Source organism: Labrenzia sp. 011 (genome assembly GCF_003075075.1).
GTDB lineage: Bacteria > Pseudomonadota > Alphaproteobacteria > Rhizobiales > Stappiaceae > Roseibium.
Genome location: NZ_QCYM01000011.1, coordinates 1 through 14,017, shown reverse-complemented (window position 1 = coordinate 14,017; position 14,017 = coordinate 1). Strand labels below are relative to the sequence as shown.

Sequence of the window (14,017 nt, the reverse complement as noted above, 5' to 3'; positions counted from 1 at the left end):
GATTCCCGGGGTGAAACCAGATGCCTATCCGTCCAGCACACAGCCGAAAATCGGCCCTGCCGCGGCAACCCTGGCAAGATTGGTGGCTGCCAGCCGCCGGTGTCCGGGCGCCGGTTTCGCCGGATTGCGGGCAAGCGGATTGGGAAGCGCCGTGGCAAGCCGGGCCGCTTCCACCCGTGTCAGGTCCCTGGCGGCCTTGCCGAACCACGCCTGGGCCGCCGCTTCCGCGCCGAAGATCCCTTCGCCCCATTCGGCGATGTTCAGATAGATTTCAAGGATACGCTTCTTGGAAAGAATGCCGTTGATCATCAGCGCCAGCGGCAGTTCCAGCGCCTTGCGCAGATAGGAACGATCTCCCCACAGGAACAGGTTTTTCGCCGTCTGCATGGTCAGTGTGCTGGCACCACGCGGTTTCTCTCCGTCGCTCAGGGCCTCGACCTGGTCCTGCAGCGCATCCCATTCCACCCCGTGGTTGTCGCAGAAGCCGCTGTCCTCGGACGCGATCACCGATTTGATCAGGTTCGGCGATATGTTCTCCAGAGGCACCCACTGCCGGTCGACCCAAAGAAACTGGGCGTACCGAGCGATCATCAGCGTGCTCACGGGCGGCACAACCGAATAGACAACGGTCAGGAGCGGCGGCAGGGCGATCAGAACGAGCAGCAGCTGAAGAATGCGCCTGCGGAGGATACGCCAGAGGCCTGCCTTGCGCTGCGGCGCCCTGCCGCTGCCGCCAGCCCCTCCCGGCCTGGACCTGGGCGGCATCTCCTAGGACTCCTTCTGGCCGGCGGATACGCACGGCCTTGCGTCCGACCCGGCGCACGGGTGGCGAAGCGGTCCGGCAATCAGTGAGTACTCGAGATGCAGGTTACACCTTGGCATTCAATTCCCGTTCGTTATCGACAATGAAATCCCGGACGATCGGCACGGCATCCCGTTCCTTCGACAGGAGAAGCTGGAACACCATGTTTGATCCGTGCAGGAACCCCAACTCGACGGCACACAGATAAAACTCCCACATCCGGCAGAAGGCTTCATCATAGAGGTCAGCGACCTCCGGGCGCCTGTCTTCAAAACGCCGGCGCCAGTCCCGAATGGTGTAGTAATAGTGCAATCGCAGGATTTCCGCATCGCAGACCCATAACCCGAGCCGTTCGGTAGACGCAAAAACTTCCGACAGCGCGGGCACGTAGCCCCCGGGAAAAACATATTTGCGGATGAAGGGGCCGGTGGTGCCCGGTGGGGTCATGCGCCCGATGGAGTGAACGACGGCATAACCGCTCCGGGTCAGGCAGTTGCGGATCTGACCGAAATAGGCATCGAGATGGCCTATGCCGACATGTTCCATCATTCCGACCGAGATGATCCGGTCGAACTGGCCCTCGAATTCCCGGTAGTCCTTCAGAACGAAGGTGACCCTGTCTTCCAGACCCGCGTCCCTGACCCGCGCTTCGGCCACTTTCACCTGTTCCGGCGACACGTTGAGCGAGGTCACCCGCGCCCCGGCCTGCGCCATGCGAATGGCCAGCGATCCCCAGCCGCCGCCGATCTCCAGCACCTCCATGTCCGGTTCCAGATCGAGCTTGGCCACAAGATGGTTCAGTTTTGCCGCCTGGGCCGATTCCAGCGGCTCTTCCGGGTCCCGGTAGTAGGCGCAGGAATAGTTCAGCCCCTCGTCCAGGAACAGCCTGTAGAGCTCCGTCGACAGGTCGTAGTGATGGCGCGCCTGGGACTTGGCCCGCTCCACGCTGTTCTTCTGCTGATGCCTCCTGAACAGCTTCCAGCCCTTGCGCAGCAGGCCCTGAACCGGATTTGCCCCGAGCGGAGCCCGGTTGATGGAGAACAGGAACATGAAATCGTAGCAGGTCGACCCCTCCTCCATGGTCAGCGTGCCGTCCATATAGGCTTCCCCGGCCGCCAGTTCGGGATTGAGAAACAGGGAGCGGTAAAGGGCCTTGTCGTGCAACCGGATGGTCACCGTCGGACCGTCTTCGCCGGGCCCGAAGGCGTGCACCGTCCCGGCAACGTCGATTACCCGCATTTGCCCGCGCTTGATGAAGGATCGCAGCAGGCTCGACAACAGTCTCATAAGGTCATTCTCCGAAATGCTGGATCTGAATATGCCAAAGGGCCGATCCACCCGTATTCTTTAAAAAAATCGAGCCTTGACGATACAGGCAATTGCTTTCGGGGGAACCCGGTCAATGCAAAAGTTATCGTTCGCCCTTTTGGGTGATGCCGCCGCACAACGGACGGCCGGAACCGGGGTCAGGGCGGCGGACCGCCTCGCAGCCGGTGCGAAGCGGCCCCGCAAGCGCTGAATGCCGGAGAGGCAGGTTACACCTCGCCATTCAGCTTCCGTTCGTTGTCGACCATGAAGTCGCGGACGATCGGCACGGCGTCCCGTTCCTTCGACAGGAGAAGCTGGAACACCATGTTGGAACCGTGCAGGAATCCCAGCTCGACGGCCCCCAGATAAAACTCCCACATTCTGCAGAAGGTTTCATCATATAGCTTGGCGGCCTCCTCCCGCCTGGCCTCGAACCGGCGGCGCCAGTCCCGGATGGTGTAGTAATAGTGCAGCCGCAGGATCTCCGCGTCGCAGACCCATAACCCGAGCCGTTCGGTGGAGGCGAAAACTTCCGACAGCGCGGGCACGTAGCCACCTGGGAAAATATACTTGCTGATAAACGGCCCCGTGATCCCCGGTGGCGTCATCCGCCCGATGGAGTGGATGACCGCATAGCCGCCTTCGGTCAGGCAATCGCGCACCTTGCCGAAATAGGCGTCGAGCTGCCCCATGCCCACATGTTCCATCATGCCCACGGAGATGATGCGGTCGAACTGCCCCTCGTATTCCCGGTAGTCCTTCAGAACGAAGGTGATCCTGTCTTCCAGCCCCGCATCCCTGACGCGCGCTTCGGCCACCTTCACCTGTTCCGGCGACACGTTGAGCGAGGTCACCCGCGCCCCGGCCTGCGCCATGCGAATGGCCAGCGATCCCCAGCCGCCACCGATCTCCAGCACCTCCATGTCCGGTTCCAGGTTCAGTTTGGCAACAAGATGGGTCAGCTTCGCCGCCTGGGCGGCTTCCAGGCTGTTCTCCGGATCGGTGTAATAGGCACAGCTGTAGTTCATGCCCTCGTCCAGAAACAGCCTGTAGAGCTCCGCAGAGAGGTCGTAGTGACGCCGGGCCTGCTCCTTCGCCCGCTCCACGCCGTTCAGATGCAGGTACCGTCTCAGGGCTTCCCAGTGCACGGGGAGCAGCTTTCCCAGCGGATGGGTGTCGACCGGATCGTCGTTTATGAAAACCAGATGCAGGAGGTCATAGCAGGTGGAGCCTTCCTCCGGGGTGAGCGTGCCGTCCATATAGGCCTCCGCCGCCGCCAGTTCGGGGTTGAAAAAAAGCGCCCGGTGGAGCTTTTTATCATGCAGCCGGATGGTTACAGTCGGGCCGTCTTCTCCGGGCCCGAATTCATGGAGAGCACCGGCGGCATCATAAACACGCAACCGGCCACGTTTGATAACTGACCGAAGAAGTTTCGACAGCAGCTTCATAAGACGGCTCCTCGAAAAGAAAGCGAAGTCTCAAAATTGCTAAGCAATCGAAACACTGTCAAATATTCTGTAGGTCGATTTTATCACGCCAGGACCGGATTTCAGGGGAACCATTGCCCGAAATCGTCTCCCCGGCCCCTGCCGCGAGCAACACCCAGGCATCGCCAAACCGTCGCTGACACCGGGCTTTTGCCGACCTCCCGGGCCGGACTTGCCCGTCGCGGCAGGTCGAAGGACAACCCGGTTCCGCGCGGTTGCCTGCCCGGCAGACGCCATGTGCTGCCAAACCGGGATCAAGCCCTTGTTTCCAACAGTCTCTGATACGCCTGGAGCCCCTCGTGACCCTTGAATTGCAGCAGCGGCTGGCCGTTCAGGCCGGAAATGTGGAGACTGTTCTCGACCGCCTGTTGAGCGCGCCCCCCCTGACCGGCGAGTCCCTGCGCCCCCCGCGCCTTCTCGCCGCCATGCGCCACGGCGCGCTCAATGGCGGCAAGCGCCTGCGGCCTGTCCTCGTTCTGGAAACAGCCAGGCTGTTCGGGCGGACCGACCCTGGCATGCTGCAGGCCGCCTGTGCCGTTGAGCTTGTCCATTGCTATTCGCTGGTCCACGACGACCTGCCGGCCATGGACGACGACGATCTGCGCCGCGGCCAGCCGACGGTCCACAAGGCCTATGACGAGGCCGCGGCGATCCTGGCCGGCGACGCGCTGCTGACAATGGCCTTTGACGTGATCTGCGAGGAAACCGTGCACCCCGACCCGGCCGTCCGCCTGCGGCTTTGCCGGGAGCTGTCCCGCGCCGCCGGCATCGGCGGCATGGCCGGCGGCCAGATGCTCGACCTGGACTCCGAGCATCGCGACCGCTCGGAAAGGGACATCCGGCAATTGCAGTCCATGAAAACCGGCGCCCTGCTGCGTCATGCCTGCCGCGCGGGCGCGATTCTCGCCGATGCCTCACAAGCCGACATCGACCGGCTGACCCGTTTCGGCGAGCTGACGGGCCTTGCCTTCCAGCTGGCCGACGATCTGCTGGATGTGGAGGCAAGCCCGGAAACCGTTGGCAAGGCCACGGGCAAGGATGCGGAGGCGGGCAAGGCGACCCTGGTCGGTCTGTGGGGGACCGGAAAAACGCGGCAGGAACTCGGCCGTCTGCTGCAGGAAGCCGAAACCCTTCTGGCGCCCTACGGTCCGAAGGCGGACACCCTGACGGCGCTTGCCGGGTACATCGTCAACCGCACGAATTGAACTTCTGTCAGTCCTTGACGTGCCGGCCGAAGTCCGGCGCGTCGGTTTCCTGACCCGCCTCGATGATCGACCGGCGGATACCGCGGGTGCGGGTGAAGAGATCGAACAGCGTCTGTCCGTCGCCCCAGCGGATGGCCCGCTGCAGGGCGGACAGGTCCTCGGAAAACCGGGACAGCATCTCCAGGATCGCGTCCTTGTTGTTCAGGCAGACATCCCGCCACATGATCGGGTCGGATGCGGCAAGACGGGTGAAGTCGCGAAAGCCTGACGCCGAATACTTGATCACTTCCGACTTGGTGACGGTCTCCAGATCGTCGGCGGTCCCCACGATATTATAGGCGATCAGATGCGGCAGATGCGACACCATGGCCAGCACCAGATCGTGGTGCCTGGCATCCATCCGGTCCACATCGGACCCGCAGCCGCGCCAGAAGGCGCTGAGTTTTTCCAGCGCCTGCTCGTCCACGCCCTCCGGCGGGGTCAGGATGCACCAGCGCTGTTCGAAGAGGGAAGGAAATCCCGCATCCGGCCCCGATTCCTCCGTCCCGGCAATCGGGTGACCGGGAATGAAATGCACGCCCTCGGGCACATGCGGACTGACCTGTTCCACCACGGACCCCTTGGTCGAGCCGACATCCGTCAGGATGGCCCCCTTCTTCAGGGCCGGAGCGATCCATTTCGCCACAGCTTCGTTCGCGCCGACCGGCACGCACAGGATCACCAGATCGGCCCCCTCCACCGCGACGGCCGCATCCAGAGAATAGCTGTCGCCGAGCTTCAGTTCCTCGGCCCGGCGCAGCGTCTCGGGCGAACGGGTGGAAATCGAGATTTCCCCGACCAGACCGCGCTGGCGGGCGGCCTGCGCGAGGGAAGAACCGATCAGGCCGATCCCGATGAGGGCCAGGCGTTCGAAGATGGGGGAACCGGTCATGTTTACTCGTGGTGCTTTCAGACTGATGCCAGGAAATCTTTCAGATGCGCGACGACAGTCCGGTTGGCGTCTTCCGAACCGACGGACATGCGCAGGGCGTTCGGCAGCCCGTAGTTGCCGACAAGACGCAGCACGCAGCCGCGCTCCAGAAGATAGGCATCCGCTTCCACCGCCCGCTTGCCGTCCTGGTCCGGAAAGTGGATCAGCACGAAATTGCCGACGCTCGGCGTCACCCCGAGACCGAGCGATTCAAGCTCGGAGGTCAGCCAGGGGAGCCATTTTTCGTTGTGCTCCACCGATCGCGCCACGAACTCCCGGTCCCTGACCGCCGCAATGCCCGCGGCGATGGCGCCGCCGGAAACATTGAACGGTCCGCGGATACGGTTCAGGGCATCGATCACATGCGCCGGGCCGAACCCCCAGCCAAGACGCAGACTGGCAAGACCGTAAATCTTCGAAAAGGTCCGCGTCATGAACACATTGTCGGCGGTCGCGGCAAGCTCGAGGCCGCTTTCATAATCGTTTCTGCGCACATACTCCGCATAGGCCGCATCCAGCACCAGCAGCACATCGGCCGGCAGGCCCTCATGCAGACGCCGGACCTCCTCGAAGGGCAGATAGGTGCCGGTCGGATTGTTCGGATTGGCGATGAACACCATTTTCGTCCTGTCCGTCACCCGGGCCAGAATCGCGTCGACATCCGTCGTCAGGTCGGTTTCGGGAGCGATCACCGGCGTGGCGCCCGCTGCGCGGATGGCAATGTCGTAAACCAGGAAACCGTGTTCGGAATAGATCGCTTCGTCACCCGGTCCGAGATAGCCGTAGGCAAGCAGGCTCAGGACCTCGTCCGATCCGGCGCCGCAGATGATCCGCTCCGGATTGAGCCCGTAGACATCGCCGATGGCCGCGCGCAATTCCGAGGCGGACCCGTCCGGATAGAGCTCCAGCGTGCCGGCCACATCTTCGAAGGCGGCCCTGGCCGCGGCGCTGGTGCCCAGCGGCGTTTCGTTTGACGAGAGCTTGTGCAGGGTCCTGCCGTGCGTACCCTTCGATTTTCCCGGCACATAAGCCGCGATATCCAGAACGCCCGCCCGGGGGCGGGGGCGCCTTGCCCCTGTGTCTTCCGCTTGTGTCACTGTTGCCTTCCCGGTCATCCGCAAGCGCTTCCTTCTCCGGATCCGGAAGCATCTTCGGGTTCGAATGTTTCGTCCGGATCGCCATTGCCGTCGATCGGCGCGGCATATCCGCCGACGCGTCTCAGGACCTCCGGTTCGGCCCCCGCTGCCGCGCAGGCCTTGAGAACGTCCTCTTCCGGCAGGTCGCCGGAAATCGCAAGCAGCGCATCCACCCCTCTTGCGGACCGGAAGAAGCTGAGCACCTCGATCCCCTCGTCCATCAGCTTTCCGGGCAGGATATCCGTCCAGCGGGCGTCATAAACGGCAATATCGGCGTTGTCGACAAGACTGTCGGCCCTGGCCAGGACCAGGGCCGGCAGATCGGCCGGCCGTTCGTCCAGAACCACGAAGGGCAGACGCGCCCGCACCAGGGCGCCGGCCTCGCTCAGTTCCCGCCACCAGGGCAGTTCCGCGCGGTCGGTCAGGGCGACGAGACCCAGGTTGCCCGGCTCCCCGGCCACGGCGCCGACGACATCGGCCGCATCGCTGCCGGGAACCAGTTCGACCGAGAATCCGAAGTAGAACCGCGCCAGATCCAGCATGTCGATCAGCTCGGCGCTGCCGTCGAGATGGACGGCCGTATCCGACTGAAGGCTGGTGCAGGCACAGATGATGTCGCGCCACAGGTGCTCCACCGTGACCAGCGGCAGGTCTCCCTGATGCCGCTCCACCATCTGGCGCATCATGTCCGCGTCGCGTTCGGGATGAAAGAGACTGCCTGTTCCGCCCGCGGCGAGGGATGCGGCGGCGAATCCGGATTCTGCCTGCGCGCGCTCCATCAGGGCAGCGTGAATACGTGCGTCGATCGCGTCTATTCGCGTTCGCAACTCGTCCAGCGCCAGTCCGCTGTCCGGCAATTGAGACATGTGAGGCTCCGGCCTTTTTTTTCGGTTCAGCGGCGCATAGTCATAGGCATGTGATCGCTCAAACGCAAAAGAAAACATTGACTCCGGCCGCGTCGCGCGGCTAGGTCGCCAGTCTGATTGGCGCACCCGCCAAGCCCTGAACTTTGCAATCGGTCAGGAAATTCACCCGGAACGATAAAGAGCAAATTCAAAAGCCATGTCCGCTGATACCGTCAATTCCGCTGCCGCCGAAAATCTGAAGGCCAGCGAATCCGAAACGCCGTCCAGCAAGCTCGCCCGATTTTCCGCCGACGAGGCACTGGAGCTGGATTCGGGGGTGCGGCTCGGCCCCTGGCAGATCGCCTATGAGACCTATGGCGAGCTGAATGCGGACAGGACCAATGCCGTCGTGGTCTGCCACGCCCTGACCGGCGACCAGTATGCCGCATCGACCAACCCGGTGACCGGCAAGCCCGGCTGGTGGAGCCTGATGGTCGGTCCGGGCAGGCCGATCGACACAAATCATTATTTCGTCATCTGCGCCAATGTGCTGGGCGGCTGTCTCGGCACGACAGGCCCGGCAACCCTGAACCCCGAGACCGGCGTTCCCTACGGGCTGGACCTTCCGGTGGTGACCATCCGCGACATCGTGCGCGCCCAGGCGCGGTTGCTGGATCATCTGCAGATAGACACGCTCTTCGCGGTGATCGGCGGCTCCATGGGCGGCATGCAGGTGCTGCAATGGGCGGTCAGCTATCCCGATCGGGTCTTTGCCGCCGTGCCGATTGCCGCGGCTGCCCGCCACACGTCGCAGAACATCGCCTTTCACGAGGTCGGCCGCCAGGCGATCATGGCCGATCCGGACTGGCGCGGCGGCAACTACATCCAGGAAGGCGTCCGCCCGACCAAGGGTCTTGCGATCGCGCGCATGGCAGCCCATGTCACCTATATGTCGGACGAATCCCTGCACCAGAAATTCGGCCGCAACCTTCAGGACCGGGATCACCTGACATTCGGTTTCGACGCCGATTTCCAGATCGAAAGCTACCTGCGCCACCAGGGCATGACCTTCGTCGACCGCTTCGACGCCAATTCCTATCTCTATGTAACCCGCGCGATGGACTATTTCGATCTGGCGCAGGAATTCGGCGGATCGCTGCCGAATGCCTTCAAGAACACCAGAACCCGTTTCTGCGTCATGTCCTTCACCTCCGACTGGCTGTTCCCGACGTCCGAAAGCCGCCGGATCGTCAAGGCGCTGAACGCCGCGGCCGCGAATGTGTCCTTTGTCGAGATCGAAAGCGATCGCGGGCACGACGCCTTCCTTCTGGATGTCCCGGAAATGTTCCAGACCATCAACGGGTTCATCACCGGCGCGGCCCGGGTCCGCGGCCTGCCCGCGCCTGGCGAAACGGCGGGGTCCCGGCCATGAACCTGTCACCGACCAGAACCGGGCCCGGCGAGATCCGCGGCGACCACAAGGTGGTGGCCTCGCTCGTGCCGCACGGAGCCCGTGTGCTCGACATCGGCTCGGAAGACGGCGCGCTGCTGGATCTGCTGACCCGGGAACGGCAGGTGGACGGACGCGGCATCGAGCTTTCCCAGGAAGGCGTCAACCGCTGCGTCGCCCGGGGCCTTTCGGTCATCCAGGGCGATGCGGACACCGACCTGTTCGATTATCCGGACCGGGCGTTCGATGTCGCCATTCTCAGCCAGACCCTGCAGGCGACCCGCGAACCGAAACGGGTGATGAGCGAACTTCTGCGCATCGGCAAGGAAGTGATCGTGTCGATCCCCAATTTCGCCCATTGGCGCAACCGCGCCCAGCTGCTGTTCCGCGGCAGCATGCCGGTGACCAAATATCTGCCCTACGAATGGTATGACACGCCGAACATTCATTTCTGTTCGCTGAGGGATTTCGTGGCGCTGTGTCACGAGCTGGACGCCGATGTCGAAAAGGCGGTCGCCCTCAGCGGCAAGGGCAACAAGATCCCGGTCAACGCTCCGTGGTGGGTCTGGAACCTGGTTGCCGAACAGGCGGTCTTTCTGCTGAAGCGATGAGCGCGCGGACGCACCGCCTGATTCTCCCGGACAGGAGCGCAGTCCCGGTCAGCGCTTCGGGTGCGCCGTCCCGCGCACGGCTCGCAGCGGTTTCAGCCCGGTCGCGACCCCTTCGGGAAGGAACACCGGCCGCAATGCTCTCAAGCGGCTTTTCTTGCCGTCGGCGGGCAGGCTCTGGAAAACCACTTTCTCCGCTTCCATGATCAGAATGCCGCCGAAGGCGGGCCACATCCTGCGGCCGATCGCTTCCCAGGTACGCGCCGCCCGCAAAATGAAGCGCGCCCTGGACGGCGGCATGAACAGGGCCTCCCTGTCCTCCACGACATTGAACTGGCAGGTTTTCAGAAGGTCCCTGAGCTGGCTGCCCGAGTAGGGGCGCCCGTAACCGAAAGGCGACAGCTCCGATTGCGCCCACAGGCCGCGCCGGTTGGGCACCACCGCGATCAGCCGGCCGCCGGGTGCCAGGACACGCCAGGCTTCCCGCAACAGCGCGGTGGGGTCCGCGCAGTGATCCAGCGCATGAACCAGCAGGATCCGGTCGAAATAGGCATCCGGAAACGGCAGGGCGTCATCCTCGACAAGGGCGCAGGCGCTGCTGTTTCTTTCCCGTGGCCAGGGAACGGCGCCCTGGGGCGCGGGCATCGCCGCGATCACCCGCTCGGCCCGGTCGAGATAGGGCCGCATGAAGGGCCCGGCATACCCGATGCCCAGAAGGCTCTGGCCTTGCAGATCCGGCCACATCTTGCGGATGGGGGTCCCGATCAGGCCGCGCAGCAGCCGGCCGAGCGGCAAATCGTAAAAAGCGCGCAGATGGACGACGTCGAGATACATCAGGTCGTGAGCCTATCCATGCCCTTGAGGTTACAGCCGGTCGCGATTGAACAGGCAACGAGGCAAAAGCGCAAGCTCTCTTGCCTTGCTCTCCGGCCCTCTCTTTGACACTGTACGTTTCCATCAGACACTCATTGCAGGAGCCTTTTCATGGCCTTGAGCGACACCACGCAAATCCATCAGTTCAACTGCCTCGACCAGAATTTCGGTGTGCTCGTTCATGATACCGACAGCGGGGCGACAATTGCCATCGACGTGCCCGATGCGGGTCCCTATGAGCAGGCTCTGCAGGAAAAGGGCTGGACCCTCACCCATATTCTCATCACCCACCACCACTGGGATCATGTACAGGGGCTCGGAGAGCTCAAGCAGAAAACCGGGGCGGTGGTATTCGGGCCGGAGCGATCCCGCCTGAAACTCGCCGAACTGGACCGCACCGTGGAAGACGGCGACGATGTGCTGTGCGGCCCCTATGAGGTCAAGGCGCTCGCAACCCCCGGGCACACGCTCGACCAGATTACCTGGTACATCCCGTCCATCGGGATGGCCCACACCGGCGACACCCTGTTCTCGCTCGGTTGCGGCCGTGTGTTCGAAGGCGACATGGAGATGATGTGGTCGTCCCTTGCCAAGCTGGCGCGAACGCTGCCCGACGACACCGTCATTTATTGCGGACACGAATATACCGAAGCCAATGCCAGATTCGCCCTGACCATCGAGCCTGACAATGCGGACCTGCAGGCCCGCGCCCGGGAAGTGGCGGAATTGCGGTCCCGCAACGCCCCGACCCTGCCGACCACCATGGCGCGGGAAAAGGCGACCAACCCGTTTCTGCGCGCCGGAGAGCCTTCCGTGGCAGCCGCTCTTGGCATGACCGGCAAATCGGCCGCCGAGATTTTCACCGAAATCCGCACACGCAAGGACAACGCCTGAGCCGTGTTCTTTGCCGGGCGTTCGCAACCTTGCCGCGAAGAATATTTTTCTTGCGCGCTGGACTTAAAACCCCGGTATCTGCCCCCATATGCACATGTGTTGTGATCATGAAGGGGCAAATACATGACACTTTCGGACAGTCAGAATCATCTCTCGCGATCGGCGGAACAGCGGGCCAGGGACGTGGTCAGCCGTATTGTCAGCCAGGTGGAGTCCATTCCGCTGCAGCATGGCGGCGGACACAGGCTGGACATGCAGCTGCTCTATGAGGAAGTTGTCGCGGCCCTGCGCGAGACCATTGACGATCTGGCCTTTTGCACGGAAGCCGGACACGCCTGAGCGGATCGCACCCGGGGCCCGCTCGTACCCACCTGGCCCATCAGGAGACAGCATATGCCCGCCAGCCCGCCCATGAGCGCCGAACAGGTTGTCGCCCTCCTGCGGATGCAGCCGCATCCGGAGGGCGGCTTTTACGCCGAAACCTTCCGGGACGAAAAGACCGACGGCACCGGCCGGGCGGCATCGACACTCATCTATTTCCTGCTGCCGGAAGGCGTCTTGTCCCGCTGGCACAGGGTCGATGCGGTCGAGACCTGGCACTGGTACGCAGGCGCGCCCCTGGAACTCTCCATAAGCCCCGATGGCCGGGAAAGACAGATCCACACACTGGGCAACGACCTGATTGCCGGTCAGCGTCCGCAGGGAATCGTTCCCCGCGACGGCTGGCAACAGGCGCGCTCGCTGGGATCCTGGACGCTCGTGGGCTGCACGGTGGCGCCGGGCTTCCGGTTCGAGGGATTTGAGATGGCGCCTGAAGGCTGGGAGCCGGGCGGCGCGTCCGCCTGATCCGGGCATTTCCGCAATTCGCCTGAAATCATGAGGGATCAGGAACCTTTTTGCGGCTCGCACGTTCTCACTTCAGAACAAGGAGAGCGAAATGCACAACATCATTTATCTCGTCGGTCTCGTGGTCGTCGTCGGCGTTATCCTGTCCTTCATCGGACTGGCCTGACCCCAATAGCCTCTGGAATGCCCCTGGCCTCCCGGGCCGGATGCTGACACCAGTTTTCAGGCGGCTCCCCCCCCGGTCGCCCATTCAGTATCCGGCCCACATGCCTTTCAGATTCGCGACAGCCCCCGGGCGCCGGACAGATCCTCCGGCGCCCGGGGTCGCCTGTTTCCGGGCATGGTCCGTCCCGAATGCCGCCCCTTCGGTCGGGGGTATCCATGAAGCGCCACGGAACAGGAATGCAGGTTCAGCCGAGGCCTGTGGATACGATGATGACACCTCTACCTGCAGTGTCACCGCAGACATGAACAACTGGATTTGTTGCCCTCCGGTTGTGAGCGGCCGGCAATTTTCCCGGCCCCCTTTTTGGCATTCATCACCAGGTTTGCGCGGTAAAATTCCCCCAAAACGTTATTCGCAAAATTTACAGGTCTTAACCACTTCTTAAAGCACGTATGCAATCATAGCGATCATGGGCATGACGCCCACACCCTTGCCCTGCTCGAGTAACAATGACTGTTGCTGTGCGGGTTCGTTTCAAGAGGATGTGAGCCATGACCTCTCTCAGTCCGGTCAATTCGACCGCCCAGACCGCCCTGCAACTGTTCCAGAGCGCCGTGCCGGCTGCAACAAATGCGACAGTTGGATTTGCTGCGCCAACTGGGAACAACCTGCTGAATTTTGGCAGCAGTTCCTTGAGCGCCAAGGCTTCGGAAGCCATGACCAGGATCGCCGAACTGACGTCTGTGGATCCCTCGAGAATTGCTCCGACCGAAGCCCGGAAAGTGACCAAAGGTGACGTGACATATTTCGAGACCGCTACGATGTCGCGCGAGGACCTGCCTGAAGCCATTCGCGACCGCGTTGGGTCGGCGGCCAGCTACACGCTCATCTCCTTCGAGGAGGTCAGTGAGGAAACGTTCCAGGCAACTGTCCTCGCCGGCCTAAAAGAACTCCACGCCGATGACCCGTCTTTCCAAAAGGCGCTCAAGGATGGAACCTTGACAATCCAGCACCCGGAAGACGTCGAGGGCTTGACGGGCTGGGAAACCTATAGAGTCAACTACTACAACTCGGACGGATACTCGTTTGGCGGAATCGGATTTGGAGGACATGCCACCACTTCCGCGCTGGTTAAAGAACGAACAGCTGAAGGCTACGGTCAGGCTGTTGGTGTTATGCAGAATCTGAACTTCTACGCTTACTGGCCCGGCCAGGACATGGAAGCGTGATCGCGGACCGGGTGCCTGGCGCGATTTTGCCCGGGCACCCGGTCCCCTTACGCCACCCGCCTGCTGCCGTTCGGTGGCTCCACACCGGGAGGTGGCAATCGACAACAACCATGGACATGACGTCCATGCTCTTGTCCCGCAACCGCGACAATGAATGGCGCGGCGCGGATCGTTTCAAGAGGATGTGAGCCATGACTT

Annotated in this window: 14 protein-coding genes; 7 read left to right on the top strand and 7 right to left on the bottom strand. The window is 62.7% G+C overall.

What is annotated here, in order from left to right; translation table 11 throughout:
* Window positions 1–24 precede the first annotated feature (24 nt).
* The 3 genes from mtgA to DCO57_RS12955 all read right to left on the bottom strand — a co-directional run bounded on the left by mtgA (window position 25) and on the right by DCO57_RS12955 (window position 3,558).
* Window positions 25–765: a monofunctional biosynthetic peptidoglycan transglycosylase gene (mtgA, locus tag DCO57_RS12965; protein WP_116699338.1), complete on the bottom strand. Its 741-nt coding sequence runs from the start codon at window positions 763–765 to the stop codon at window positions 25–27.
* A 103-nt stretch (window positions 766–868) separates the two neighbouring features.
* Window positions 869–2,089 (bottom strand): cyclopropane-fatty-acyl-phospholipid synthase family protein, encoded by a 1,221-nt coding sequence (locus tag DCO57_RS12960; RefSeq protein ID WP_116699337.1) that lies wholly within the window; start codon window positions 2,087–2,089, stop codon window positions 869–871.
* Between the two features lie 248 nt (window positions 2,090–2,337).
* A complete protein-coding gene (locus tag DCO57_RS12955; protein ID WP_116699336.1) occupies window positions 2,338–3,558 on the bottom strand; it encodes a cyclopropane-fatty-acyl-phospholipid synthase family protein in 1,221 nt (406 codons plus the stop codon).
* Between the two features lie 383 nt (window positions 3,559–3,941).
* Here DCO57_RS12955 and DCO57_RS12950 point away from each other — a divergent pair, with 383 nt between their 5' ends.
* Window positions 3,942–4,802, top strand: a complete 861-nt coding sequence (locus tag DCO57_RS12950; protein ID WP_244287942.1) for a polyprenyl synthetase family protein — start codon at window positions 3,942–3,944, stop codon at window positions 4,800–4,802.
* 7 nt (window positions 4,803–4,809) lie between these two features.
* Here DCO57_RS12950 and DCO57_RS12945 read toward each other — a convergent pair whose 3' ends face one another.
* Genes DCO57_RS12945 through DCO57_RS12935 form a run of 3 tightly spaced genes read right to left on the bottom strand, consistent with a single transcriptional unit; the run spans window position 4,810 to window position 7,774 of the window.
* Complete coding sequence (locus DCO57_RS12945) at window positions 4,810–5,733, bottom strand: prephenate/arogenate dehydrogenase family protein (RefSeq protein WP_116699335.1); 924 nt, start codon at window positions 5,731–5,733, stop codon at window positions 4,810–4,812.
* 17 nt (window positions 5,734–5,750) lie between these two features.
* Entirely contained in the window at window positions 5,751–6,887 is a 1,137-nt protein-coding gene (locus DCO57_RS12940; protein WP_116699334.1) for a histidinol-phosphate transaminase, read from the bottom strand.
* A complete protein-coding gene (locus tag DCO57_RS12935; protein ID WP_208977934.1) occupies window positions 6,884–7,774 on the bottom strand; it encodes a chorismate mutase in 891 nt (296 codons plus the stop codon). Before DCO57_RS12935 ends, DCO57_RS12940 begins: the two co-directional genes overlap by 4 nt.
* 196 nt (window positions 7,775–7,970) lie before the next feature.
* Between DCO57_RS12935 and DCO57_RS12930 the strand changes: the two genes are divergently transcribed.
* Together DCO57_RS12930 and metW are read left to right on the top strand one after the other, a co-directional pair.
* The gene (locus tag DCO57_RS12930) at window positions 7,971–9,185 is read left to right on the top strand and encodes a homoserine O-acetyltransferase (protein WP_116699332.1); all 1,215 of its coding nucleotides are present in this window, start codon (window positions 7,971–7,973) and stop codon (window positions 9,183–9,185) included.
* Entirely contained in the window at window positions 9,182–9,814 is a 633-nt protein-coding gene (metW, locus tag DCO57_RS12925; protein ID WP_116699331.1) for a methionine biosynthesis protein MetW, read from the top strand. The genes DCO57_RS12930 and metW overlap by 4 nt, the downstream gene beginning before the upstream one ends.
* Before the next feature lie 48 nt (window positions 9,815–9,862).
* Here metW and DCO57_RS12920 read toward each other — a convergent pair whose 3' ends face one another.
* Complete coding sequence (locus DCO57_RS12920; protein WP_116699330.1) at window positions 9,863–10,645, bottom strand: class I SAM-dependent methyltransferase; 783 nt, start codon at window positions 10,643–10,645, stop codon at window positions 9,863–9,865.
* A gap of 150 nt (window positions 10,646–10,795) precedes the next feature.
* On the opposite strand from DCO57_RS12920, the gene gloB reads away from it, so the two are divergent.
* The 4 genes from gloB to DCO57_RS12895 all read left to right on the top strand — a co-directional run bounded on the left by gloB (window position 10,796) and on the right by DCO57_RS12895 (window position 13,819).
* Window positions 10,796–11,578 (top strand): hydroxyacylglutathione hydrolase, encoded by a 783-nt coding sequence (gloB, locus tag DCO57_RS12915; RefSeq protein ID WP_116699329.1) that lies wholly within the window; start codon window positions 10,796–10,798, stop codon window positions 11,576–11,578.
* A gap of 123 nt (window positions 11,579–11,701) precedes the next feature.
* Window positions 11,702–11,917 (top strand): hypothetical protein, encoded by a 216-nt coding sequence (locus DCO57_RS12910; protein WP_116699328.1) that lies wholly within the window; start codon window positions 11,702–11,704, stop codon window positions 11,915–11,917.
* Window positions 11,918–11,971: 54 nt separating this feature from the next.
* Window positions 11,972–12,424, top strand: a complete 453-nt coding sequence (locus tag DCO57_RS12905; protein WP_116699327.1) for a cupin domain-containing protein — start codon at window positions 11,972–11,974, stop codon at window positions 12,422–12,424.
* A gap of 717 nt (window positions 12,425–13,141) precedes the next feature.
* Entirely contained in the window at window positions 13,142–13,819 is a 678-nt protein-coding gene (locus DCO57_RS12895; protein ID WP_116699325.1) for a hypothetical protein, read from the top strand.
* The last annotated feature ends 198 nt before the right edge of the window (window positions 13,820–14,017 follow it).